The sequence below is a fragment of the Lentzea sp. NPDC051208 genome, assembly GCF_040682435.1.
Lineage (GTDB): Bacteria > Actinomycetota > Actinomycetes > Mycobacteriales > Pseudonocardiaceae > Lentzea > Lentzea kristufekii.
The window spans coordinates 19,870-44,548 of record NZ_JBFBAW010000012.1 but is presented as its reverse complement, the minus strand read 5'-3'; the positions used below and the strand labels follow the sequence as shown (position 1 = coordinate 44,548).

The following is a 24,679-nucleotide window of genomic DNA, read 5'->3' as shown; positions in this document are numbered from 1 at the left end:
GGTCTGAGTGAGTGCGGTGTGAGGCGGTGGGGGAAGATACTCCCCATGACCACCGCCGACAACGGTTCCGCCGACAACGGTTTCGCCGACCTGGGGCTGCGGCCCGACCTCCTCAACGCCCTCAACGCTCTGGGCTACGAGGAGCCGACGCCGATCCAGAGTGAAGCGATCCCGCCGTTGCTCGCGGGCAACGACCTGCTGGGCCAGGCGGCCACGGGCACGGGCAAGACGGCGGCGTTCGCGCTGCCGCTGCTCGAGCGCATCGCCGACAGGATCGGCAAGGGCGAGAAGCCGCTGGCTCTCGTGCTCGCGCCGACCCGTGAGCTGGCCGTGCAGGTGTCGGAGGCGGTCCACCGCTACGGCCGCCACATGGGCGCCCGCGTGCTGCCCATCTACGGCGGCCAGCCGATCGGCCGCCAGCTCCGCGAGCTGTCGCGCGGCGTCGACGTGGTGGTCGCCACCCCGGGCCGCGCGATCGACCACCTCCAGCGCGGCACGTTGCAGCTGGGCGACCTGCGGGTCGTCGTGCTCGACGAGGCCGACGAGATGCTCGACATGGGCTTCGCGGAGGACATCGACGCGATCCTCAGCGAGACGCCCGCCGAACGGCAGACCGTGCTGTTCTCGGCCACGATGCCGCCGCGCATCGACCGCATGGCCAAGAGCCACCTGCGCGAGCCGGTGCTGATCCAGATCGAGCGCGAGAAGACCGAGCCGGGCGAGGCCCCGCGCGTCCGGCAGACCGCGTACCTGGTGCGCCGCGAGCACAAGCCCGCCGCACTCGGCCGCGTGCTGGACGTCGAGTCGCCGACCGCCGCCGTCGTCTTCTGCCGCACCCGCGACGAGGTCGACCAGCTCACCGAGACGCTGAACGGCCGCGGCTACCGCGCCGAGTCGCTGCACGGCGGCATCAGCCAGGAGCAGCGCGACCGCGTCATGTCGCGCCTGCGTTCGGGCACCGCCGACCTGCTGGTGGCCACCGACGTCGCCGCCCGCGGCCTCGACATCGAGCAGCTCACGCACGTCGTGAACTACAACGTGCCGTCCGCGCCCGAGGCGTACACGCACCGCATCGGCCGCGTGGGCCGCGCCGGCCGTGAGGGCGTCGCGATCACCCTGGTCGAGCCGCGCGAGAACTCCATGCTCAAGACGATCGAGCGCGTCACCAAGACCAAGATCCCGGTCGAGAAGGTGCCGACGGTCGCCGACCTGCGCGCCCGTCAGCTGGAGCTGACCCGCTCGTCGCTGCACGAGTCGCTGCTCGAGGACGACCTGTCGCGGTTCCGCGTCGTGGTCGAGACCCTGGCCGACGAGTTCGACGTCATGGAGATCGCGCTCGCCGCGGTCAAGCTCGCGCACGAGGCCTCGGGTGCCGCCGCCGACGAGGAGGAGATCCCCGAGGTCCGCCCGCGTGAGGACCGCCCGCGCCGCGACGGTGTCCCGGCCGGCCCGCGCCGCGAGCGCCGTGGCCCGTCCGAGGGCATGACCAGGCTGTTCCTGGGGGCCGGTCGTTCGTCGGGCATCCGCCCGCAGGACATCGTCGGCGCCATCACCGGCGAGACCGGCCTGAAGGGCCGCGACATCGGCGCGATCGAGATCGCCGACAGGTTCTCGCTGGTCGAGGTGCCCGGCGACTCCGCGAACGACGTGATCGAGCAGCTGCGCGACGCCACGATCAAGGGCAAGCGCGTGACGATCCGCCGCGAGCGCCAGCCCCGCTAGGTCCCCTACAGCGACGCGGCCCCCTCCGGAAGTTCCGGAGGGGGCCGCGTAGTTTCTCCGATCAGGCCGTCTGGGGAACCAGCGTCCACCGCTGGTTCGCCAGGCCGGTGTAGTCCCACGTCTTGACCAGGGCGCCGTTGCCGGAAGCACTTCCGACCGCGTCCGCGTACCCGAAGGTCAGCGCGCTCTGCAGGCCGTAGGTGTTGTCACCCTCCTGCGTGAAGACGAACTGCTGGGTACCGCCGTAGTGGCAGGTGAACTGGACGAGCGAGGTACCCGGCTGCCAGTCGCCGTACCTGACGTCGAGGCACTTCCCGGACTGCGCGTTCTGCAGCGCGTACTTGTTCTCGCCGAGCGCGATGATGTTCCACTTCATCTTGCCGCCGCCGACGCAGTCCCACAGCTCCTGGCCGGTCAGGTCGGCGTTGGCGCCCTGGTTGGGCACGTCCCACATGCCGGCGGTCTGCATGCAACGGCCGGAGTGGACGCCCTTGACGTGGGTCCAGCCGGTCTGCACGGGCACCACGGCCTCGCGGTGCGTCGGGTCGATGATGCGCCAGAACTGGTCGGACGTCTTGGAGTTGGTGTGCTGGACGATGACGGCCGCGTTGGCGGTGCCGCCGTCCTTCACCGTGGCGAACCGGCCGGTGGCGACGTTCTGGATCTGGAACGAACCGTCGGTGGTGTTCTCGATGAACTTCCAGCGCAGGGTCGACTGACCGCTGTCACAGGAGTTCTGCACGACGTAGTCGCCAGACGCGTCCAAGCACAGCTTGGAGTACATGTTCCGGATCATGTACTGGTCGTCTTCGTACTTGAAGAGCTCGTACACCTGCTTGGGAGCGACGAGGCAGTCCCACAGCTCCTGGTACATCCCGGGGTCGTCCGCCTGCTCGATGCCGACGACCTGCACGCAGCGCTTGGAACCGATGCCCTGGAACTCGACCACGCGGCGGTTCGACGGCTTGATCTGGTCGCGCTTGACGGCGGCGTCCCGGCCGACGTTGAGGAACGCGTGGCGGGCGGCCAGGTCGGAGGCGAGCGCCGTGCGTGCCGCGACGACGACGTTCGGCATGAAGCCGTCACGCACGGCGCCGTCGAGGATCTCCTTGATGCGCTTCTCGGTGTCGATCGCGTCCTGGCGGTCCTGCTCTTCCAGGTCCTTCTGGTACGCGGCGTGCACGCCGGTGAAGATGAAGGCCTTCCAATCCGCGGCATTGGTGCTGTCGGCCGCGGCCTGGGCGTCGGCCTTGCGCCACTTGCTGTTCGGCATGGTGGCGGCCTTGCTGGCGAGCCCGTAGACGAACTCGCGGTCGGTGACGAGCTTCAGGTCGTCGGTCATCACCGCCCTGGCGACGATGTTCCACGCGCTGGCCCTGGCCTGCTCGTTGGCGAGCCGTTCCTGCCGCTCCCGCTCGATGCGCTGAGCCTCTTCCAACGCTCGCTGCTGGTCGATGTCCGCGGCGGCGCGGACGCCCGTGACGACGAAGGTGGTGCGCTCGGCGTCCGTCGACGTCGGGGTCAGGACGGCAGCGGCCCTCGCCTTCACCTCGCTGCCGGTCGCGGCACGCGACCAGAGGCGGAACACGAAGTCCTTGAGCGAGCAGTTGAGGTCGTCCTGCGTGAGGTTGCTCCAGCTGATCACCGCGGCGGCGGCGACGCGCTGCCTGTCGCGCTCGGCCTTCCTGAGGCGCTCGACCACGTCGGCCTGGTGCGCGGTGAAGACGGTCTCGGTGATGAACCGGTAGCACGACTCCGGGTCGGTGTCGTTCGTGCTGAAGGCCGTCGCGGCTGCCTCCGCCACCCTGCTGTTGGCGTCGATCCTGGACTGGTCCGAAGCCCAGCTCCACACCCAGATGGTGAAGGAGCAGTCCTTCATCGACCATTGGGACGGACCGACGGTCACGCCGAGTTCCTGGCCCACCGCGAGCTTCTGATCCGTGTTCGACACCCGAGTCTCGGCCTGAGAAGCGTTGGCGGACAAGGGTTCTGCTGTGGCTACGGCCGCGAGCGGACCGGCCGTGAACGTGGAGACGACCGCGAGCGCACCGATTGCGCGCATGCAGCGACCGCCCAGACTGGATCTGGACAAAGTGCGAATCCCCCAGGACTCATGGCATCAACAACGGTTTTGTGGCCAGACCCCCCAGCCTGCCGGATGCCGTGCGGAACTTTGGCACGGCGAGAGCACCAGCCGCAACGGATGTGACCTCCGTCACGTTTGATGGCCGAGCAGGCCCGTGCTAGAAACCCCCTGGGCAACTCTGCCCATCGCCTTACTTTTTCTGGGGGAAAATGTATGGGGCGTCATACTTTGCTGCGCTCAGTTCTGGTGGCAGCACTGGCTTTCGGTGCGGCGGTGGCGATTTCGGCCACGCCGGCCACGGCCGAGACGACGATCACGAACAGCAGCACCACCCTGGCCGCGCTGGCGCCGTGGAGACGCGATGCCGTCAGGCGGACGGCCACGTCGCCCGACGTGTCGGCCGAGCTTCGTGCCGAAGCGATGTACGCGTTGCTCAACCCTCGCGGCGACGAGGCCATCGACGAGTACTTCGCGACCGGCAGGGACAAGGCCATGGCCAGAGCCCTGGAGCGGGAGCGGAACAACCTCCGCCACATCCAGGAGATCAACAGGTACGCGCCGACCGGAAGCGCGGTCAAGTTCACCTCGTCCAACGCGCTCACCGGCTCGGCGAACGCCCAGGACGAGTACGTCCAAAGTGGATACCAGCGCGCTGTGGAAGCCGATGAGGCGACGAACAACCAGCACCAGGAACACCTCGCGCGCCTGGCCGGCGAAGACCGCGCCTACGTGACCTACCTCGCCACCAACGATCCCGGCGTGCAGGTCCGCGCCGCGGCCAAGCGCGCTCTCGAGAGCGGCGACGACGTCCAGGTCGGTCTGTTCTTCAAGTACTACTGGGGCATCGGGGCCGACGTCGACAGGGAGACGTTCCGCCGCACCACCCTGCACCAGAACGCGATCTGGCACAGCAGGATCTACGCCCTCACCCAGGCCGCGCTGGCCGCGGAGAAGGCCGAACGCGAGTCGAGCGGCGAACTCGCCCGCAAGGCACGCCTCGACGCGATCGCCAACTGGGAGTTGATCGACCGCGAGGCCGAACAGTCCTCAGTGGACTGGAATGCCGAGAAGGGCAAGGCCGACGCCCAGGCGGCGGCGTGGGCACTGATCGCCCAGCACGCCCGCAACGCGCAGAGCGAGCAGGACTGGGCGGCCGTCCTGGCACGCGCCGACAGCTCCAACGCCTCCTGGGCGGACGAAGCGGCGTGGGCCGTCGCGCAGGCGAAGTTCTGGCAGGACACCGCCGCCACCGCGAAGAAGAACGCGGACGACGCACGCGGCCGGGGTGACCGGTAACAGATGAACACGACACCTACCAGCGCCGCCTCACTGCGGCGCCGCTCAGTCACGGCCTTGGTCGTCATGATCGTGCTTGCCCTGCTGGCAAGCACGGCCCCCGCCGTCGCGGCACCCCAGCGGCAGGCACCGGTGCTCCTGCAGCAGGTCCAGGCCGAAGACCCGGTCGACGAGGAACATGAGTTCTACAAGCAACTCGTCGGCGACATCCGCGACCACGCCGAGGACGTGGAGGTGCGCGACGCGGCCGCGGCCGCACTGGCCGTGGGCACCAAGGAGAGGCTGATCTGGTTCCTCGACCACGGTCAGGCCGAGGCCCAGGCCCGCGCCGAGGCGCGCAAACAGGTCGAACGCGCGGAGAACCGCAAGAAGGTCGAAGAGTGGGCTCGCACCGGCGGCCCGAACGTCAAGGCGGGCGCTCAGGCCGCGTTGGCCGCGGGCGACCGTGCCATCGCGGACTTCGTGGCCTACGGCTACGAAATCGCTCTGAAGCGGGACAAGCAGCAGGCCGAGGACGACAAGGCCGAGCAGGACCGCATCATCGCGCGCGTCCGCGACATGGTCGCGCACGGCGGCCCGCAGGTGCGGGTCGAGGGCGAGGCCGTCCTCGGCACCGGCGACTACGCGGCCATCCGCGAGTTCTACCTCACGGGCTACCACGAGGCGAACAAGCGCGACCACGACTTCCAGCTGGTCATCGAGAAGGCCCTTGAGGACCGCAACCGCGCGCTGACCGAGCTCGACCAGTTCGCCCGGCGCTCGGAGGCTGCGGCCAAGGCGCGCGCGGAGATCACGCGCGCCAACATCGAGGTCGTGAAGACGCTGGAAGACGGCATCTTCGCGATGCAGATGGCCGTGAAGGCCGCGCACAAGGCCGACAAGATCTTCCAGGAGGACAAGCCCGGCCGCGCCAGCGGCCGACTGGGACGCACGGCGGAAATCGACGCGTTGCGGGCGGAGGCGGCCGAGTACGCCGCGCTCGGTGTGAGGGTCAGCGCGCAGGCGGAGATCATCGACGCCCAGGTGCACAACGCGGCGGTCCGGCTCGTCGAGACGGGCATGACCAACGGGCTGGACTGGGCCAAGGTCACGATCGGGATCGTCCAGGCGGTCAAGGCCTCCGGGCTCGCCGGCGAGACCTCGCAGCACGCGACCGAGGCCACTCTGGCCGACAGCCGTGCGCTCGACGCCGACCGCAATGCCCAGGAACACGCCGCCAACGCCCGCAAGTACCGCGAGGAAGCAGAACGCCAGTCGCGGAAGGCGGTCGAACTGGCCGCGGCGGCACGAACGCAGCACGACATCGCGGTCGCGGCGCGCAACCGCGCCGAACAGCAGAAGAACCTGGCGGCGCAGAAGGCCGCCCAGGCCCAGCAGCACGCCGGGAACGCCCGCAGCGCGAGGGTGAACGCGCAGGGGGCCGCGGCGAACGCGATCGCCAAGTCCAAGGAGGCGTCGGCCGCGTACAACAACGCGGTCCAGCACAAGGCCGCGATGGACGAGACGGTCACCAAGGCCGAACGGCTCGGCAAGCAGGTCCAGGTCGCGGAGCACGTCTTCGGCAGGCGCGTGCAGGTCTACAACCAGTTCGCGAGAGAACTGGAGGTGGCGCGCAAGAAGGCCGAGGAGCTCGGCGGCGAGGCGTGGGACGAGTACCGGCGCATCGAGGGCGAGACCAACGCGGCCAAGAGCGCCGCCGACCAGTCGTCGGCGTGGGCGAGCAACGCGAGGGCCGCCGCGGCCACCGCGCAGGCGGAAGCCCGGGCGGCGACGAACGCGGCGAACGCGGCCCAGGCCGCGGCGAACCAGGCCGGCAAGGAGGCCGTCACGGCACGCCGTGCGGCCGACGAGACGCACCGCATCGCGCTGGAGACCACCACCGCGGCGATCGCGTCGAAGGACGCGGCCGAGATGGTGCAGGCCGAGGCCGAGGACGCGGTGCGCGAGGCGAACCAGGCCGTGTACCAGTCCGTGGTCGCGGACAAGGCGGCGTCAGCGGCGGCAGCGTCCGCTGAATTGGTCATCGACCCCGTGCGGGCGGCGGAGAGCATCCTCAAGCCGTACGCCGCGATCAACGCCGACGCCCGCAAGGCGCTGGCGACGGTGGCCGAGGCGCTCCTGATCAGCGAGGAGCAGTCCCGTGCCGCCAGGCAGAAGGCGGACGAGGCCGGGCAGGCCGCGATCAGGGCACGTCAGGCGGCCGACCAGGCCGTCGGTGACATCAAGCCCGCCTACGAGGCGGCCGCGGCCGCAGTCGAAGCGGCGAACAGGGCCGCGCAGGACGCCCTGAACGCCAACAACGCGGCGAACACAGCGGCTGCACACGCCGGTGCCGCATCGGGTTCGGCCGCCACGGCCGCACGCTGGGCGAGCTCGGCCCGTTCCGACGCGACCCTCGCCGGCGAGTCCGCGAACGCGGCCTCGCACGCGGCGGCGACCGCGGGCCAGGCAGCGGCAGCCGCCGAGACCCTCCGCGGTGTCGCACTGGGCATCGCGCAGAGCTTCGACGTGTTCGAGAACTCCATCGTCGAACGCCTGAACCAGGTCGTCGACATCCGGCAGCGCTACGACGAGGCCAAGCGCCTCGCCCAGCAGGAGGCGGAGGTCAAACGCCAAGCCCTGAACCTGCAGGCGATCCAGCTGTACACCAGCGTGTTCGCGTGCACGGTCTCCTCGTTTTCTTTGCAGTGCGAGGCGCTGAAGAGGAACGTCGAGCAGAAGATCGGCGCGGGCCTCGCCGCCGCGGGCAACTACGTCGAGGACTTCTACAAGTGCGCCGGCGGTGACGACGAGGCGGCCTGCAAGCGGTACGTGGAGAGCTCCAAGAAGGTCCGCGGCTTCGTGAACGACGCCGTGAACGGGTACCGCGACGCCGCACTCGGCACGTTCGACGGCCTTGAGCAGCTCCTGCGGTGCGGTATCAACGGCGCGAACGGCAGCTGGGCGGCGTGCCAGGGAATTCTCCAGGGCCTCTGGTACCAGGCGACGAACCCGTACACCTGGACCAACCTCGACGAGTGGCAGACCAACCCCGCCAAGGCGCTCGGCCAGGTGCTGTGGGACGTCACCCTCAGCCTGGCCACCAGAGGGCCGGGCGGCGTGGCATCGAAGTCGCTCAGGATGCTCGCCCGCAAGATCGACGGCGGCACCGGCATGCTCTCGAAGACCATCGCGGAGCTCGACAGCCACGTGGTCAAGCTGCACGAGACCGTGCGGGACAAGCTGCCCGACGGGCTGGTCGAGATCCTCAACCTCAGGGCCAAGTTCCAGGACGGCAACGCCAGGTTCGACGGCAGCGTCGCGGTCGTCGACGGCCAGCTGTACCGGGTGGAGTCGTTCACGATCCGGCCGGAGGGCAGCCCGAACCTCGTCGACGGTGCGAAGGTCCGGCTCGAGGGCGGCACGCTGCGCATCGAGAACGGCGTGGCGAAGCTCGACGACGCCAAGCTCAAGGTCGAGCCGCCGAAGCCGTGCGCCGTCGGCGTCTCCGCACGCGCCGCTGCCGCCACGGCGCCGGGCTGCAACGGCGAGTTCTCCAAGCCGGTCAGCAATGCCGACGGTTTCAAGCACGACCTCAACCTCGGGAAGTCCGGCGAAACGGAGCTCGGCTGGCTGGGAATCCGGCTGAACGCCCAGGAGAACAACTGGGTCGACGCGTTGGCGGACAAGGCCAAGGAGGTCGAGCCCGAGATCACCAAGGCGATCCGCGACCTCGCGAGCCGCAACTCCGGAACCGTGGAAGGCCTCGACCACAGGTTCAAGGACGACGGGGTGTGGCCGTACCCGGGACTGAAGCGGAAGGCTCAGGAGGAGATGAACCCTCAGCCGAAGAACCCGCTCGACTACGACCAGATGCCGGAGAAGCGGACGCTGGCGGAGATCGCGCCGAAGATGAACGACGCGCTGCGGTACACGATCGTCTTCGACCACGACGTCTTCGCGCAGAAGGCCCAGGACGCGATCCGGCAGTTCGCCAGGCAGTACAACGAGGCGGCCTTCACCAACTTCTACGAGAAGGCGAAGGACACCGGGTATCCCGGTATCAACGTCACCTACGAGATCGACGGGTTCTACTTCGAGGTCCAGTTCCACACACGGGACAGCTACGAGGCCAAGTCCAGGGAACACCCGAACTACGACCAGAGCCGTAAGCTGCGCGCGGCGATGGCGTTGATCGGTCAGGACTCGACGAAGACGAAAATGGAGAAGGACCAGGAGATCAGGGATCTGATGGCGGCGAGGCAGCAGAGGCTGGACGACTCCGCCAAGATCTTCGGTCCGGTCCCCAAGCCGCTCAACGCGGACAAGGTCAGGTCCGGTAACTCCACCCCCTGACGGGCGATGACGAAGTCGCGCCCCGGAACGGTGACGTTCCGGGGCGCATCCTTTCCGAACGAGGTCCGAATGAACCGGCAGTACCACTACTACGCGGTAGTGAACGAGCGTCATCCGCACGAGGACGATCCGGTCGGTGTTCTGCGCCGCTGGGTCGACCAGGACGGCCAGCCTCACGACGAGTCGTACTCACCGGACCTCGCCTGGGTCCCGACGGATGACCTCGTCATGCTGGAGTCCGGTCGTTCACGCGCTCAGGCCCGCCCCATCACCGAGGAGACCGCCCGGCGGTTCGAAGAGGTCCAGTTCAAGCGCTTCCACGCCGACAACCCGGCGGACGGCAAGTACGACTACCTCGCCTGGGTGGACGTGGATCACCCCGCGGACGACCCATTGGCCGTGATCCGCACCTGGATCCTGCCCGGCGGAGGTCGCCGCGAGCAGATGTACGTGTCCGGTGTCCGAGCCTGGAGGCCCAGCTTCGTCCGGGAGGACATCGGCAGAGGACACGTGGACGGCGCTCTCGTGCCCATCACCGAGGAAGCGGCGGAGCAGTACCAGCAGGCCGAGATCAGCAAGCGTGACGCGACCTGAGCCTCACGGTTTGCGGGCCTCGACCAGGAACCGCGTCGAGGTGGACACGAACTCCCCGTGCTCCTGGATGTGCGCGTGCATGTCCAGGAGCCGGTCCCGGTACCCCTCCACCGTGAACCCGGGAACGGTCCACAACACCTTCCGCAGGAAGTGCACGACCGCCGCAACGTCGAAGAACGCCACCCGCAGCGCCACCGGCTCCAGCCGCAGCACCTCCAACCCGGCAGCCTCGGCATCAGCACGAGCCCGCGACACACCACGGGCCTCGCTCACCGGCTGCGGCCCCATCATGAAGTCGGTCAGCTCCCGGTTCGTGCCGGCCCCGATCTGCTGCGAGAAGTAGGTCCCACCAGACCGCAGCACCCGCGCGATCTCGCCCCACGGCGTCACCACGGGATGCCGCGAGATCACCAAGTCGAACGTCGACGAGCGAAACGGCAGCGGCCCGCCATCCGGAGCACGCACCACGAACGGCAGGTTCTTCGCGGCGACGAGGGCGTTGGGAGGCCACGACTCGGTGGCGGCCATCAGGGGTGGCAACACCGGCGCCGACGCCGTCACCTCTCCCCCGCCGGTCTGCAGGTCGAGGGCCGATGAGACCGCTCCCAGGCGCGCGGCGATCTGGGACGCGTAGCCCCACGGTGGGCGTTCCTCGGTGGCCGGCCCTCGAACCAGGAGAAGTCCCAGCCCTCCAGCGGCACGGCCTCGCCCTCGGCCACCAGTTCCTCGAATGTCCCCATGAGCGGGAATGCCACCATAGGTGCGCCGAACCGGCCACCGAGAATGGCGGCACCTGCCCTGGGCGCAGAGACGCCGCGTCCCTGGTTCGTCTCGCGCACGGCGGGGCAGGTGCCGCAGGGTGTTACAACGACCGAACGGCCGTGCGGTTACGCCCTAAGACGTAACAGAAGCACGACCGTTCGGCCCAGAACAGCAACATCACTCAGTGGAGGGAACGATCAGCGCAGACGGTAAGCCCTCAGCACCGTCTGGTCGACCGTGTTGCCGTCCGCGTCCGCCGCCACCACGCGCAGCGACACGAACCCGCCCGCCTTGCCGCCGGGAGGAACGACCGACTTCACCGGAACCCAGGTGACGCCGTCGTCGAACGACGCGTACGCCTGCAACGAGCGCACCGAGGCCTTCCCCTCCTGACGCGACGCGGTGAACTTCACCGGCATCGGCGCCCCCGCCTTCCCGCTGTTGCGCAGGTCGAGCGGTATCGAGTAGCCGACCTCCAGCAGCGGCAGCTTGCCGTCGGCGGAAGCTGAGAACTCCCACGATGTTTTCACGTTGGTGGACAAGGCGAGCGAGTCGCGGGACGCGTCCAGCACGAGCTTGTACCTGCCGTCACGGGCGGGGGCGTGGAACGAACCCCGCCTCACGTCGGAGAAACCCAGCGACGCCCCGTCGCGGAACAGCTCCACGTAGCCGCCTCCGGTCTGCCGCCAGTTCTCCACCCACCCCGACCCGCCGAACGGCGAGATCCGCGTGGTGATGAGATCGCCCGCCCGTTCCACGCCACCGCCGTCGGCCCACGGCACGAGCGACGGGCCGCCGAGCTGGGGCGAGGTGACGGCACGCAGGTTCGTGCGCTCGTACCTGCCGCCCGGCTGGAAGGTCACCGGCTCCACGTGCGCCCACGAGGTGGTGATCGGGTCGTCGCCGGCTCCGGACGCGCGCCCGTCGAAACCCTCCTGGAACCACGTGCCCGGGGTGAAGTACTCGGTGCGCTCCGTCGGAGCGGCGAGCCGTTCGTCCAGCGTCACGCCGATGGCGCCGTTGACGACCGGGTTGTTCCGCTGGTTGACCGAGCCGTCCCCGCCGGACGTGTGGTAGCGCGCCTTGACCCGCGCGAGCTCCGAGTGCCGGAACTTCTTGACACCGAACGGAAGCGAGCCCTTGTGCTGCAGGAACAGCGTGTACGAGACCGGCGAACCCGCGATGGCCCGCACCGTGAGCGTCGCCGGCGTGACGGCCACGTGGTGCTCCGCCGCGGCGATCACCGGGATCGCGGTCTGCTCCTCGTACCCGAACGGCACCGGGCCCGCCCACAGCACCGCGACCGCACCGGCGTCCTTCATCGCCTGCGCGACCGGGTAGACGTCCTCGCCGGCGGTCCTGACGAGAGCGAGCTTGCCGCGCACGTCGGAACCGCGTTCGGCCACGTCGAGCCGGTGCTCGCCGGGCGGCAGGTACTTGCTGCTCTCGTAGTACCGCACCGGGAACCCGCCGGGGACCGAGACCAGCGGCTGCCCGCCCTTGAGCCCGGAGTCGTAGGTCAGCTCGGGCAGCGGCGCGCCGAACGACAGGCCGTACAACGGAACGCGGCCGTCGATGATGCTCGCGACACCGCTGATCTTGCCGGGTGCGAACGGTACGCGCAGCTGGGCGTCGCGGTACCAGACCACCGAGTCGCGCTCGGGCAGGTCGACGCCGATCTGCTTGCCCTGCCTGGCGTCCAGCGTCACGGACACGTCCGCCGCCAGCGAGACGCGGCCGGCCACCTCGGTCGCGGCGACCGGCGCGAACCAGTCGTAGTTGGGCGTCCGCTCGTCGATGCGGCTCAGCACCGCGTAGTCCGCGACGGGCAGCCGCGCCGAGCCGGTGCCGTCCGGCCCGATGCTGAGCACCGACGCCTCCTTCGTCGTCATGTTGACCACGACGGCGAACTCGTCCGGGACGGGCTTGCCGTCACGGCCGATCATCGTCAGCGTCAGCGCGTGCCGTTCCTCCTGCACGTGAGCGCCGACGGAGGTCGTCAGCTCGACGCCTGCCCCGGATGCCTTGACGTGCCCGAAGAACATGCCGTTGCCCTTGCGCGGGTCCAGGACGACGTCGACCGCGACGCTGCCCCGCGCCGGCACGGTCACCGACGACGGGACGGAGAAGTCCGCGCCGAGGTCGTGCCGCAACGTCAGCGAAACCGGATCGGCGCCCGCGTTGGAGTAGGTGATCGTCTTCGTGAACGTCCTGGTGTGCGGCCATTCCAGCAGCCCGAACGACAGGCTTCCGGTGGAGGCCCGCACCTGCTGGCTCACCGCGCGGCCGACGTCGAGCAGGCCGGTGCCGACGCTCGTGGGCGAGTCCGCGACCGGTTTCACCGTCGCCATCAGGTGTGCCTTGAGCTCGGCCGCGGTCCAGGACGGGTTGCGGTGCGCCAGCACCGCCGCCGCGCCCGCCACGTGCGGCGCGGCCATCGACGTGCCGGTCAGCCGCGCGTGCAGGTCGTCGACGACGTGTTCCCACAACGTGTTCTCGGCGCGGGCGGCCACGATGTCCGTGCCCGGCGCCGCGATGTCCGGCTTGACCGCGTGGTCGCCCAGCCGCGGGCCGCGCGACGACATCTCCTCCACCGCGCCCTGCTTGGTCAGGTTGGCCACGGCCAGCGCCGAGTCCGCCACGGCCGGCGAGGACACCTTGCGGTACGTCCCCGAGTTGCCCGCCGCGACCACGAACAGCGCGCCGGTCTCGGCGGTGAGCTCCTCCACCTTGCGGGACAACGGGTCCGAGCCGTCGGACTGGTCACCGCCCAGCGACATGTTGACTACCTTGGCCTTGACCTCGCGCGCCGCCCACTCCATGCCGGCGATCACCGCGCTGTCGAAGCAGTACGAGGCCTCGCAGACCCGGCCCACGGCGAGGGAAGCACCCTTGGCGACGCCGACGTGCTGGCTGCCACGACCGGCGACCGTGGCCGCGACGTGCGTGCCGTGACCGATGTCGTCCTGGATGCCGGACGGCGTGAAGTCCTTCGACACGGAGACGACGCCCGCGAGTTCCGGGTGGTTCCGGTCGTACCCGGTGTCGAGCACGGCGACCGTGACGCCGGTGCCGTCGAACCCGGCCTGCCACGCGGCCGGCGCGCCCACCATCGGCACGCTCTCGGTCAGCGAGATCTGCGACTTGCCGTCGAGCCACAGCTTCTCGGCGCGCAACGCGCTCGTGCGCCGCGCCGTCCACTGCTGGGCCGCGTCCTTCTTGGGCACCGCGCCCGCCGACCGGAAACCGTTGTTCAGCAACGGAATCCGGTCGATCTTGTCGTCGGTGTACCCGTAGGCGTGCAACGAGGTGATGTCGAAGAAGCGCTTGTCGACGCGATCCTGCCCCACCGCGTCGATGGCGTCCGCCGGCACCACGTACTGATGGTCGTTCTGCACGTACTGGGCGAACTGCACGCCGGGCCGCCCCTCGACCCGGACGAGTTCCCCGTGCTCGCCGACGACGACCTTGTCACCGCTGATCAGCGTGATGGCCGAGGTCTTCTGCGTTCTCGGCGGCGGTTCCGCCTGCGCCGTCGCCGCCGGGCTGAGCAGCCCGGCGGCGAGAGCGGTGATCACCAAACATCGTGCTGAGCGCACGTGTCCTCCCCTAGGTGTGAACCTCTCCACCCAGGAAGACTCCAAACGGTCCGTGCGGGTTGCCTCACGCTCCGCGATAGGTGCCGAAGCTCCAGCGGTTGCCCTCGGGGTCGGCGACCGTGAAGCCGCGCGAACCGTAGTCCTCGTCGCGCATCCCGCGGATCTCGGTCGCACCTCGGGCGAGCGACTTCTCGTAGATCTCGTCCGGCCGGTCGGTCACCACGTAGATCGATCCGGCACCGGCCTTGGTCGCCTCGACCTCGCCGACCGACCGCACGGCGGACCCCAGCATGACGCCGCCGCCCTCGGGCCAGACCATCTCGCAGTGCACGACCTCGCCGTCGGCCTCCCCCGGCACGACGAGATGCTCGGCGAACCCGAACGCCTCCACGAGGAAGCGGATCGCAGCGGGAGCGTCCTGATACGACAGACAGGGCCAACAGGTAGGTGTGGGTGTGCTCATGAGAGCAACTTTGTGCCCTGACCGTGCTCGCTGCCTTGTACTAATGGAAGCTCGGCCGCGATCCACTCGGTCGGGGTCGCCCCGCACAACGCGCGCCAGTCGCGGTTGAAGTGCGCCTGGTCGGTGTAGCCGCACGCGGCGGCCACCTCGGTCAGCGTGGGCCGCCGCTCGCCGCGCAGCATCCGGTTCGCCCGCTCGAACCGCATCACCCGGCCCATGACCTTGGGCGTGAGCCCGTACTCGGCCGCGAACCGCGCGCTCAGGTGCTGCCGGCTCCACCCGACCTCGGCGGCGATCCCGGCCACCGGCACCCCCGCCGCGAGCCGCTGCCACGCCCACGCCACCTCGACCTGCTGCCGCACCGGCCTGACCAGCCTGCCGAGCACCTCGTCCAGGCGCGCGAACCGGTCCGTCCACGTCGGCGCGTCCCGCAACCGTTCGCGCAGCTCGGCGGCCGGAGCGTCGAGCGAGTCGAGTTCCACGGTGGTCGCCGCCAGCTCACCCGCCGGCATGCCGAAGAACGCCCGCATCCCCAGCGGTGTGAGGTCGCACTGGACGCCGTGCTGGAACCCGTCGTGCGTGATGAGCACGGCCTCGTCGTGCAGCCCGCCGCACAGCGCGGCGAACCGGCCCTCGGGCAGGTCGACCGTGCCGTCCATCGTGACCACGAGGGTCAGCGAGCGTGACGGCAGGCCGCGGTGGACGCCGGGATCGGTGCGCATCCGATACCCGGAGTACCGCGTCACGAACGGCCGCAACCGCGGGTGCGGCAGGCCGATGACGTGCTCGACGTCCACACCCTCGATGCTAGTGTGCCGCGCCGCGAGTTCGCCGTTGAAGTCGCTCCACCAGTAGCACGCCACCTCGTCCGAGCCGTGCTGCAACCGCACGCGGGGCGCTTTCGTGCGGCATGACAGTACGAAAGGGCCCCGCGTGCGGTGCGAAACGGCAGCGGCGGATTCCGGCGCAGGACATCAGAACAACTCGCCCAGGACGAGCAGGCCCGCGCCGACGGGCACCAGGTCAGGACCGTACGACGTGACGCTGACGTCCACGTCCGGCATCGCCCTCAGGTAGAGGCCGGGCGACTCGAGCACCTTCCGCCCACTCAGGACGATCTGGTCGAGGTCCAGCAGCTGCACCAGGTTCGTCACCGCCGCGGCGAGCACCCGCGCGGCCTCCACGCCCGTGCTGGCCGCGTGCACCGCCTCGACGCACCCGCGCCGTCCGCAGACGCACAGCGGTCCGTCGAGCTGGATCGTCGTGTGCCCGAACTCTCCCGCGCCCGACCTTGCGCCGCGATGCACCTCTCCTCCGAGGAGCAGCCCCACGCCCAGACCGGTGCCCACGAACACGAGCGCCGCGTCCCGCAGCGGTCTTCGCCACGCCTCGGCGAGCACGGCGGCGTTGGTGTCCTTGTCCACCACGACCGGCAGCCCGAGCCGTTCCTCGGCGAGCGCCTTCAACGGCACCGAGGACCAGCCCGGAAGCCCGTTCGGCGACACCACCCCGGCGCGGTGCTCCAGCGGACCGGCGATGCCGATGCCGAGCCCCAGCACCTCGTCCCCGGCCTCGACCAACGGCGCGAGGGCGTCCAGCACGTCGGCCGGCGTGAACATCGGGGGCAGCGGCACGACCGACGACGACACCACCTCGCCGGTCAGGTCCAGCTTCACCACCCGCAGTTCGTCGCGGTCGACGTAGGCGCCGTACGCGTACGCCCCGCCCGGCACGAGCCGCAACGACATCCGGGGCTTGCCGCGACCGCCGTCACGGACGGCGCCCGTCTCCTCCAGCAAGCCCGCCGACATGAGCCGCGCCACGATCTTCGAGATCGCCTGCGGGGTCAGTCGGGTCTCCGCGGCGAGGGAAGCCCTGCTCAGCGCCCCGGAACGGACGAGCCTGAGCACTGCCCTGTCGTTGTGCGAACGCAGCGAGGTGAGGTCCACGGTCGCAATTATTCAACAGCGTTGCTTTAATCGGAAGCATGACTCGAGTCGGACTTCTGGGCTACGGCATCGCGGGGCGGGTCTTCCACGCCCCGCTGATCTCCTCCACCGAGGGCATGGACCTCGTCGCGATCGTCACGGCGAACCCGGAGCGGCAGGCGCAGGCCCGTGCCGCGCACCCGGACGCGAAGATCGTCAGCGCCGGCGAGCTGTTCGAGCTGGACCTCGACCTGATCGTCGTGGCCACGCCGAACAGGACGCACGTCGAGTACGCGAAGCGAGCCATCGCCAAGGGCGTCGCGGTCGTCGTCGACAAGCCGTTCGCGCCGACCTCCGCCGAAGCCGAGGAGCTCGTGGCCGCCGCGCAGGCCGCGCGAGTGCCTCTCACCGTCTTCCAGAACCGCCGCTGGGACAGCGACTTCCTCACCGTTCGCGAGATCGCCGGCCGACTGGGCCAGGTGCGGCGGTTCGAGTCCCGCTTCGAGCGCTGGGTGCCGGAGATCTGGGACAACTGGCGCGAGTCCGGCGCCCCCGAGGAGGCGGGCGGCCTGCTCTACGACCTCGGCGCGCACCTCGTCGACCAGGCTTTGCAGCTGTTCGGGCCGGTCAGGAGCGTCTACGCGGAGCTCGACCGCCGCCGCCCCGGCGCCCAGGTGGACGACGACGTGTTCGTGGCGCTGACGCACGAGAACGGTGTCCGCTCCCACCTGTGGGCCAACGCGCACGCGGCGAACACCGGACCGCGCTTCCGCCTGCTCGGCAGCGAGGGCGCGTTCGAGATCAGCGGCCTGGACGAGCAGGAGGACGCGCTCGGCGCGGGCCGCCGCCCCACCGGCCCGCACTGGGGACACGAGGACCGCACCGGACGACTCGGCATCCTCGGCGAGACCACCGAGATCGCCGTCGAACCCGGCGCGTACCAGCACTTCTACGCCGAGCTGAGCGCCGGCCGGATCCCCGTCGACCCCGCGAGCGCCGTGCACGCGCTGCGGGTCATCGAAGCCGCTTTCCTTTCCGCACGCGAGAACAAGGTGGTAGAGCTGTGAACTCCGAAGAGCTTCTCGCCCAGGAGCGGCGCCTGCAGTTCACCCGGTTCGGCAACGACGTCGCCATCGAACTCGGCCTGCACCTGCTCGACGCCGCCCGCGAACAGGGTCTGCCGATCGCGATCTCGGTGCAGCGCAACGGGCACCGGCTCTTCCACGCCTCGCTGCCCGGCACCGCGCCGGACAACGACACGTGGCTGGAGCGCAAGGCGCGTGTCGTCGAACGGTTCGGCCACAGCTCGTTCTACGTCGGCACGACGTTCCGCGAGAAGGGGTCGACGTTCGAGGCGGAGTCCCACCTCGCTCCGGATCTCTACGCGGCACACGGAGGCGTCTTCCCCGTCATCCTGCGCGGAACCGGTCCGGTCGGCACCGTCGGCGTCTCGGGCCTGCCCCAGGCGGAGGACCACGCGTTCGTCGTGACTCAGCTGGAATCGTTCCTGGAGTCACACGACACGCAATGACACGAATAGTCATTGATACAAATTGACAGCCATCACTTCGAGTGGACTCGCCCCCACTCGAAGTGGTGGCGTATATCATCAGTACAACACCGGCCAGCGCACACAAAAGAGTGATCCTACTGAGCCAAACGAGTGTCTTATTCCACAGCCCTCCGAATAGCGTCCTGATCACCCACCTGCCGATACAACTCGGTTGCGTAGAGCAGAAGTTGTACGCTCTGTAGCATCAAAAGGCGTAAACCACCCACCCGAATGTCGCCTTTTCGGCCCCTTCACATCCATCAGCGATGCGAACTAACGTCCATTCCGGCTTAACGGTTTGGTCCATTAGCGCATTGAGATAGGTGGGTACCGGTTGTGACTGTGACGGATTCTGACCTCAATGAGGGCCGTCAGCAGCTGAGTTTGGGCACGGCCGCCGCACGAAATCTGGCCACTACCACCAAATCCGTCCCGCAGATGCAGGGAATCACTTCCCGCTGGCTGCTCAAGGTGCTCCCCTGGGTGCAGGCGGCAGGTGGTGCGTACCGCGTCAACCGGCGCCTCACCTACACCCTGGGCGATGGCCGCGTCTCGTTCACGAACATCGGCGCGGAGATCCGCGTCGTGCCGATGGAGCTCACCGAACTGGCGCTGCTCAAGGGCTTCGACGACGAGGAGGTGCTCGCCGCGCTCGCCGGCCGCTTCACGCAGCGGGAGTTCGGCATCGGCGACGTCATCGTCGAGAAGGGCCGCCCGAAGGACACCCTCGTGCTGATCGCGCACGGCAAGGTGGACAAGGTCGGCACCGGTGAGTACGGCGGCGAGACGGTGCTCGGCAACCTGGCCGACGGCCAGTACTTCGGCGAGACCGTGCTGGCAGGGCCGCAGGGCGAGTGGGAGTACACCGCCAAGGCCGTCACCCCGGTCACCGTGCTCACGTTGTCGTGGAACGACTTCCAGGCGCTCAACGGGGAAGCGGGCGGCCTGCGCGCACACATCCAGCAGACGTTCAACAACCGCAACAAGCCGCAGGACGAGCACGGCGAGGCCGAGATCGACCTCGCATCCGGTCACGACGGCGAGCCCGTCCTGCCCGGCACGTTCGTCGACTACGAGGTCTCGCCGCGCGAGTACGAGCTGAGCGTCGCCCAGACCGTGCTGCGGGTCCACACCCGCGTCGCGGACCTCTACAACAAGCCGATGGACCAGGTCGAGCAGCAGTTGCGGCTCACGATCGAGGCCCTGCGCGAACGCCAGGAGCACGAGATCGTCAACAACAGGTCGTTCGGCCTGCTGCACAACGCGGACCTCAAGCAGCGCATCCACACCCGCACCGGCCCGCCCACCCCGGACGACTTCGACGAGCTGCTGTCGATCGTGTGGAAGGACCCCGGGTACTTCCTCGCCCACCCGCGCACGATCGCGGCATTCGGCCGTGAGCTCAACAGGCGCGGCCTCTACCCGCAGCACATCGACTTCAACGGCCAGCAGGTGCCGGCCTGGCGCGGCATCCCCGTGCTGCCGTGCAACAAGATCCCGGTCTCCGACACCCGCACGTCGTCGGTCATGCTGATCCGCACCGGCGAGCAGAACCAGGGCGTCATCGGCCTGCACCAGACCGGCATCCCGGACGAGTACCAGCCGGGCCTGTCGGTGCGGTTCATGGGCATCAACGACCAGGCGATCATCAACTACCTGGTCAGCGCCTACTACTCGGCCGCCATCATGGTGCCGGACGCGATCGGTGTGCTGGAGCACGTCGAGCTCGGCCGCGAGGGATAGGTCTTGGCCTCCTTCACCATGCCGGAGTTCTACGTGCCCCACCCGGCGCGGATGAACCCGCACCTCGAACGCGCCCGCGCCCACTCGACGCAGTGGGCGCGGGACATGGGGATGCTCGACACCGGGGTGTGGACCGACGAGATCCTCGCGGGCGACGACTACGGGCACATGTGCGCGTGGACCCATCCGGACGCGCCCGCGGAGATCCTCGACCTCATCACGGACTGGTACGTCTGGGTCTTCTACTTCGACGACGAGTTCTTCGCGGAGTTCAAGCAGAGCAAGGACGTGGCGGGTGCGAAGGCGTATCTCGACCGGCTGCCGGCGTTCATGCCCCTGGGCGGCACGGACCCGTGGCCGGAGCCGCGGAACCCGACCGAACGCGGTCTCGTCGACCTGTGGCAGCGGACGATTCCGCTGATGTCGCAGGACTGGCGGCGCCGGTTCACCACGAGCACCCACAACCTGCTGCTCGAGTGCATGTGGGAGATCAAGAACATCGAGAGCGGTACGGTCGCCAACCCGATCGAGTACATCGAGATGCGCCGCAAGGTCGGCGGCGCACCGTGGTCGGCGAACCTGGTGGAGGTCTCCGAGGCAGCCGAGGTGCCCGCGTCCGTCGCGGGCACCCGGCCGCTGCGGGTCCTGTCCGACACGTTCTCCGACGCGATCCACCTGCGCAACGACATCTTCTCGTACGAGCGGGAAGTGTTGCGGGAAGGCGAGAACTCCAACGGGGTGCTCGTGTTCGAGAAGTTCTTCGGCCACGACACGCAGACCGCCGTCGAGGCCGTGAACACCCTGCTGACCTCACGGCTGCACCAGTTCGAGAACACGGTCTTCACCGAGCTGCCGCAGCTGTTCGCCGAGAACGCATTGGGCCCGGAGGACCAGGCCCGCGTGCTCAAGTACGTGAAGGGCCTGCAGGACTGGCAGTCCGGCGGCCACGAGTGGCACCTGCACGCAGGCCGCTACACCAAGGTCGAGGGAGGAGCCGGGAACTCGGCGTTCTTCCGCACGATCCTGCGCGGGCCGACCGGCCTGGGCACCTCCGCGGCCTGGCTGGGGGCGTCCCGTGGTTGAGCTCCCCTCGTTCGACATGCCTTTCGCGGCAAGGCTTTCACCGCACGTCGACCGCGTCCGCCAGCACACGAAGACGTGGGTGCGGGACATGGGCATGCTCGGCGGCGTGCCGTGGACCGAGGCGTTCTACGACGCCGCGGACTACGGCGGCTTCGGCCCGCTGACCCACCCGACGGCCTCCCTGGACGACCTCAAGCACATCAACGACTGGCACACGTGGGGCTTCTACGTGAGCGACGCGTTCCGGGACGGCTTCCTCCGGCCGCGCAACGTCACGGGCGGCAGGGCGTTCGTGGCGGCGTTGAAGTCGGTGCTGAACGGCGCGGCGCCCTCGGCGAACCCGGCGGAGAGGGGCCTGGCCGACCTGGTCTCGCGCTCCACCCTGGACGACGAGGACCGGCACCACCTGGCCGAGTTCTTCGACGCTTTGCTGTGGGAGCTCCACAACACGGCACAGGGCCGGGTGCCCGACCCGATCGACCTCGTGGAGATGCGGCGCCGGTCGATCGCCGCGGAGCTGTCCGCGAAGCTCGCGCGCAAGTCCGTCGGCGCCGAGCTGCCGGCGGAGTTGTTGCGCAACAGCACGATGCGGGCGCTCGTCGACTCGTTCGGCGACGTTCCCGCGCTGCGCCAGGAGATCGTCGGCTTCGACCACGCCCACGCCACCGGCGGCAGCACGACCAGCGCGGTGCTCGCCGTGCGGCAGTTCTTCGACTGCGACCTCCAGCAGGCCGTCTCGGTCGTGGCCGACCTGATCTCCGCCCGGCTGCGGCAGATCGGCTCGATCATCGGCGAGCTGCCGTCCATCGCCGACGAGTACGGCCTCGACGCGGAGGCCAAGGCCGGGCTGGACCGGTACGTCGAAGCCCTCAAGTCCTGGCTGGCCGGAGAAGTGCTGTGGACGCAGCGCACCGGCAGGCACAGCTCCTCCCCGATCCCCACCCGGAAGTCGTTCCACGCCCCGTCGGGCCTCGGCACGCAGTCGCTCCACATCCGGCCGCACGGGCGCGGCCGGGTCGCCGTTCGCTAGTTCCATCCCAGCACCAACAGATTGGCAGGACTTCCAGTGACTGTTACCGATCCGGGCCTTGGGGTCGAGGGCGGGCAGCTGAGCCTTTCGACGAAGGCGGCCCGCAACCTCTCGTCGACCACCAAGTCCGCACCGCAGATGCAGGGGATCTCACCCCGGTGGCTGCTGCGCATGCTGCCCTGGGTCGAGGCGAAGGGTGGTGCGTTCCGGGTCAACCGCCGGCTCACCTTCGCGATCGGCGACGGCCGGGTCACCTTCACCTCCGTGGGTTCCGAGGTGCGGATCGTGCCGCAGGAGCTGGCGGAGTTCAAGCTGCTGCGCGGTTTTGAGGACGAGGCGGCGCTGACCGCCGTCGCGAACCGCTTCGAGCAGCGCGAGTACCTGCCGGGTGAGGTCATCGCGCACCGCGGCGAGTCCGTCGACGAGATCATCGTCATCGCGCACGGCAAGGTCACCAAGACCGGGCGCGGCGAGTACGGCGACGACGTGGCGCTGGGCACGATCGCGGACGGCGAGTACCTCGGCGACGAGCCGGTGCTGTCCGGTTCCGACAAGAACTGGAGCTTCACCGCGCGTGCGCTGACGCCGACGACGGCCGTGGTGCTGACGCGGGCCGCCTTCGCGCAGCTCAACGGTCAGATCGAACCGCTGCGCGAGCACATCGCGCAGCAGCTGGCGAACCCGACGAGCGCGTCGAACAAGCACGGCGAGGCCGAGATCGACATCTCGTCCGGCCACGACGGCGAGCCGGCGCTGCCCGGCACGTTCGTCGACTACGAGCTGCGGCCCCGCGAGTACGAGCTCTCGGTGGCGCAGACGATCGTGCGCGTCCACACGCGTGTGGCGGACCTCTACAGCCAGCCGATGGACCAGGTCGAGCACCAGTTGCGGCTGACCATCGAGGCCCTGCGCGAACGCCAGGAGCACGAGCTCATCAACAACAAGGAGTTCGGCCTGCTCGCCAACGCCGACCTCAAGCAGCGGGTCAGCACCTCCTCCGGCCCGGTGACGCCGGACGACATGGACGAGCTGATCTCGCGGCGCCGCAACACCAGGCTGATCCTGGCCCACCCCAAGGCCATCGCGGCGTTCGGCCGGCAGCTCAACAACCGCGGCCTGTACGTGCCGACCGTCGAGGTCGAGGGCAAGTCGCTGCAGTCGTGGCGCGGTATCCCGATCGCGCCGTGCGACAAGATCCCGGTCAACAAGAACGGCACCACGTCGATCATCGCGATGCGGCTCGGCGAGGAGAAGCAGGGCGTCGTCGGCCTGCGCCAGACCGGCATCCCGGACGAGTACGAGCCCGGCCTGAACGTGCGGTTCATGGGCATCGACGAGCACGCGATGCTCAAGTACCTCGTGTCGACGTACTACTCGGCCGCGGTGCTGGTGCCGGACGCGCTGGGCGTGCTCGAGAACGTGGAGATCGGTCTCTAGAGATGACAGCCGAGATGACCGAACCTCTCGCCGCCGGGCGACCGTCCGGCGAGGTGCTCGCGTGGAGCCGGAGCTTCGTGCTCCCGGCTCTGCGCAAGGCGGTGGACCAGTTGCCGCCGGCGATGCGCACGATCGCGGAGTACCACCACGGGTGGCGCGACGAGTACGGCAACCCGGTGCTGGAGAACGGCGGCAAGGCGATCCGTCCCGCTCTCGTGCTGCTGGCCGCCGAGGCCGTCGGTGGCAGCGCCGCCGACGCGGTGCCGGCGGCGGTCGCGGTGGAGCTGATCCACAACTTCTCGCTGCTGCACGACGACGTGATGGACCGCGACACGACCCGGCGTCACCGGGCGACGGCGTGGACCGTGTTCGGCGTCAACGCGGCGATCCTGGCCGGTGACGCGCTGCAGGCCCTGGCCTTGGACGTCCTGGCGGGATCGGGACATCCGCGTGCGGTGGAGGCGATCCGGACGCTGGGTGACGCCACCGTGGCGTTGCTCGAAGGACAGGCCTACGACCTGGACTTCGAGACCCGGTCCGACGTCGAGGTGTTCGAGGTCGAGCGGATGGCGCGCGGCAAGACGGGTGCGCTGCTGGGCGCGTCCACGGCCTTGGGCGCGCTGTACGGCGGCGGGTCCGACGAACAGGTCGAGGCGCTGCGCGGGTACGGAACCGAGCTGGGCCTCGCGTTCCAGCACGTGGACGACCTGCTCGGCATCTGGGGCGACCCGGCGGTGACGGGCAAGGCCGGGCACTCGGACCTGGTGAACCGCAAGAAGTCGCTGCCCGTGGTGCGTGCCCTGACCGCCGGGGTCCCCGCGTCCGCCGAGCTGGCGTCGTTGTACTTCGGGTCGCAGGAGATGAACGCGGAAACGCTTGCGCGGGCCGCACATCTGGTCGACGAGGCCGGTGGACGTGCCTGGAGCCAGACGCAGGCCGACGAACTCCACACGCAGGCGCTGGTTCATCTCGGCGAGGCCTCCCCGGCCGCGCGTGCGGCAGTGGAACTCGGCACTCTCGCCCAGCTCGTGACCCACCGAGATCACTGA

17 protein-coding genes are annotated in these 24,679 nt (G+C 69.4%); 11 read left to right on the top strand and 6 right to left on the bottom strand.

The window, feature by feature from the left end; translation table 11 throughout:
- Nucleotides 1–45 precede the first annotated feature (45 nt).
- Nucleotides 46–1,722 (top strand): DEAD/DEAH box helicase, encoded by a 1,677-nt coding sequence (locus AB0M48_RS27600; RefSeq protein WP_363847239.1) that lies wholly within the window; start codon nucleotides 46–48, stop codon nucleotides 1,720–1,722.
- 61 nt (nucleotides 1,723–1,783) lie between these two features.
- Here AB0M48_RS27600 and AB0M48_RS27595 read toward each other — a convergent pair whose 3' ends face one another.
- Complete coding sequence (locus AB0M48_RS27595) at nucleotides 1,784–3,784, bottom strand: RICIN domain-containing protein (protein WP_363847237.1); 2,001 nt, start codon at nucleotides 3,782–3,784, stop codon at nucleotides 1,784–1,786.
- A gap of 270 nt (nucleotides 3,785–4,054) precedes the next feature.
- On the opposite strand from AB0M48_RS27595, the gene AB0M48_RS27590 reads away from it, so the two are divergent.
- The 3 genes from AB0M48_RS27590 to AB0M48_RS27580 all read left to right on the top strand — a co-directional run bounded on the left by AB0M48_RS27590 (nucleotide 4,055) and on the right by AB0M48_RS27580 (nucleotide 10,033).
- Nucleotides 4,055–5,104: a hypothetical protein gene (locus AB0M48_RS27590; protein WP_363847235.1), complete on the top strand. Its 1,050-nt coding sequence runs from the start codon at nucleotides 4,055–4,057 to the stop codon at nucleotides 5,102–5,104.
- A gap of 3 nt (nucleotides 5,105–5,107) precedes the next feature.
- Nucleotides 5,108–9,439: a hypothetical protein gene (locus AB0M48_RS27585; protein ID WP_363847233.1), complete on the top strand. Its 4,332-nt coding sequence runs from the start codon at nucleotides 5,108–5,110 to the stop codon at nucleotides 9,437–9,439.
- Between the two features lie 69 nt (nucleotides 9,440–9,508).
- Nucleotides 9,509–10,033, top strand: coding sequence for a hypothetical protein (locus AB0M48_RS27580; RefSeq protein WP_363847231.1), 525 nt, complete (start codon nucleotides 9,509–9,511; stop codon nucleotides 10,031–10,033).
- A gap of 3 nt (nucleotides 10,034–10,036) precedes the next feature.
- Here AB0M48_RS27580 and AB0M48_RS27575 read toward each other — a convergent pair whose 3' ends face one another.
- From AB0M48_RS27575 to AB0M48_RS27555, 5 genes are all read right to left on the bottom strand, one after another.
- Nucleotides 10,037–10,594 carry an SAM-dependent methyltransferase gene (locus tag AB0M48_RS27575; RefSeq protein WP_363847229.1) on the bottom strand — a complete coding sequence of 186 codons (558 nt, stop codon included), beginning with the start codon at nucleotides 10,592–10,594 and terminating at the stop codon, nucleotides 10,037–10,039.
- Between the two features lie 398 nt (nucleotides 10,595–10,992).
- Nucleotides 10,993–14,394, bottom strand: coding sequence for a S8 family serine peptidase (locus tag AB0M48_RS27570; protein WP_363847227.1), 3,402 nt, complete (start codon nucleotides 14,392–14,394; stop codon nucleotides 10,993–10,995).
- A gap of 64 nt (nucleotides 14,395–14,458) precedes the next feature.
- The gene (locus tag AB0M48_RS27565; protein ID WP_363847225.1) at nucleotides 14,459–14,857 is read right to left on the bottom strand and encodes a VOC family protein; all 399 of its coding nucleotides are present in this window, start codon (nucleotides 14,855–14,857) and stop codon (nucleotides 14,459–14,461) included.
- A complete protein-coding gene (locus tag AB0M48_RS27560; protein WP_363847223.1) occupies nucleotides 14,854–15,747 on the bottom strand; it encodes a helix-turn-helix domain-containing protein in 894 nt (297 codons plus the stop codon). The genes AB0M48_RS27565 and AB0M48_RS27560 overlap by 4 nt, the downstream gene beginning before the upstream one ends.
- Nucleotides 15,748–15,831: 84 nt before the next feature.
- Complete coding sequence (locus AB0M48_RS27555) at nucleotides 15,832–16,806, bottom strand: ROK family transcriptional regulator (protein ID WP_363847221.1); 975 nt, start codon at nucleotides 16,804–16,806, stop codon at nucleotides 15,832–15,834.
- Nucleotides 16,807–16,844: 38 nt separating this feature from the next.
- Between AB0M48_RS27555 and AB0M48_RS27550 the strand changes: the two genes are divergently transcribed.
- The 7 genes from AB0M48_RS27550 (at nucleotide 16,845) to AB0M48_RS27520 (ending at nucleotide 24,679) form a co-directional block, all read left to right on the top strand.
- Nucleotides 16,845–17,852, top strand: a complete 1,008-nt coding sequence (locus AB0M48_RS27550) for a Gfo/Idh/MocA family oxidoreductase (protein ID WP_363847219.1) — start codon at nucleotides 16,845–16,847, stop codon at nucleotides 17,850–17,852.
- Entirely contained in the window at nucleotides 17,849–18,316 is a 468-nt protein-coding gene (locus AB0M48_RS27545; protein WP_363847217.1) for a heme-degrading domain-containing protein, read from the top strand. Before AB0M48_RS27550 ends, AB0M48_RS27545 begins: the two co-directional genes overlap by 4 nt.
- A gap of 357 nt (nucleotides 18,317–18,673) precedes the next feature.
- Nucleotides 18,674–20,080, top strand: a complete 1,407-nt coding sequence (locus AB0M48_RS27540) for a family 2B encapsulin nanocompartment shell protein (RefSeq protein WP_363847215.1) — start codon at nucleotides 18,674–18,676, stop codon at nucleotides 20,078–20,080.
- 3 nt (nucleotides 20,081–20,083) lie between these two features.
- On the top strand, nucleotides 20,084–21,163 hold the full coding sequence (locus AB0M48_RS27535) for a hypothetical protein (protein WP_363847213.1): 1,080 nt from the start codon (nucleotides 20,084–20,086) through the stop codon (nucleotides 21,161–21,163).
- A 16-nt stretch (nucleotides 21,164–21,179) separates the two neighbouring features.
- Nucleotides 21,180–22,193: a hypothetical protein gene (locus AB0M48_RS27530; RefSeq protein ID WP_363847211.1), complete on the top strand. Its 1,014-nt coding sequence runs from the start codon at nucleotides 21,180–21,182 to the stop codon at nucleotides 22,191–22,193.
- Between the two features lie 36 nt (nucleotides 22,194–22,229).
- Entirely contained in the window at nucleotides 22,230–23,630 is a 1,401-nt protein-coding gene (locus AB0M48_RS27525; RefSeq protein WP_363847209.1) for a family 2B encapsulin nanocompartment shell protein, read from the top strand.
- A 14-nt stretch (nucleotides 23,631–23,644) separates the two neighbouring features.
- Nucleotides 23,645–24,679 (top strand): family 2 encapsulin nanocompartment cargo protein polyprenyl transferase, encoded by a 1,035-nt coding sequence (locus tag AB0M48_RS27520; protein WP_363847207.1) that lies wholly within the window; start codon nucleotides 23,645–23,647, stop codon nucleotides 24,677–24,679.

Excerpts from the sequence above, each read along its gene's own strand:
- AB0M48_RS27600 (WP_363847239.1), top strand. The coding sequence starts at position 46 with ATGACCACCGCCGACAACGGTTCCGCCGACAACGGTTTCGCCGACCTG.
- AB0M48_RS27565 (WP_363847225.1), bottom strand. The coding sequence starts at position 14,857 with ATGAGCACACCCACACCTACCTGTTGGCCCTGTCTGTCGTATCAGGAC.
- AB0M48_RS27585 (WP_363847233.1), top strand. The coding sequence starts at position 5,108 with ATGAACACGACACCTACCAGCGCCGCCTCACTGCGGCGCCGCTCAGTC.
- AB0M48_RS27520 (WP_363847207.1), top strand. The coding sequence starts at position 23,645 with ATGACCGAACCTCTCGCCGCCGGGCGACCGTCCGGCGAGGTGCTCGCG.
- AB0M48_RS27580 (WP_363847231.1), top strand. The coding sequence starts at position 9,509 with ATGAACCGGCAGTACCACTACTACGCGGTAGTGAACGAGCGTCATCCG.
- AB0M48_RS27550 (WP_363847219.1), top strand. The coding sequence starts at position 16,845 with ATGACTCGAGTCGGACTTCTGGGCTACGGCATCGCGGGGCGGGTCTTC.
- AB0M48_RS27595 (WP_363847237.1), bottom strand. The coding sequence starts at position 3,784 with ATGCGCGCAATCGGTGCGCTCGCGGTCGTCTCCACGTTCACGGCCGGT.
- AB0M48_RS27530 (WP_363847211.1), top strand. The coding sequence starts at position 21,180 with ATGCCTTTCGCGGCAAGGCTTTCACCGCACGTCGACCGCGTCCGCCAG.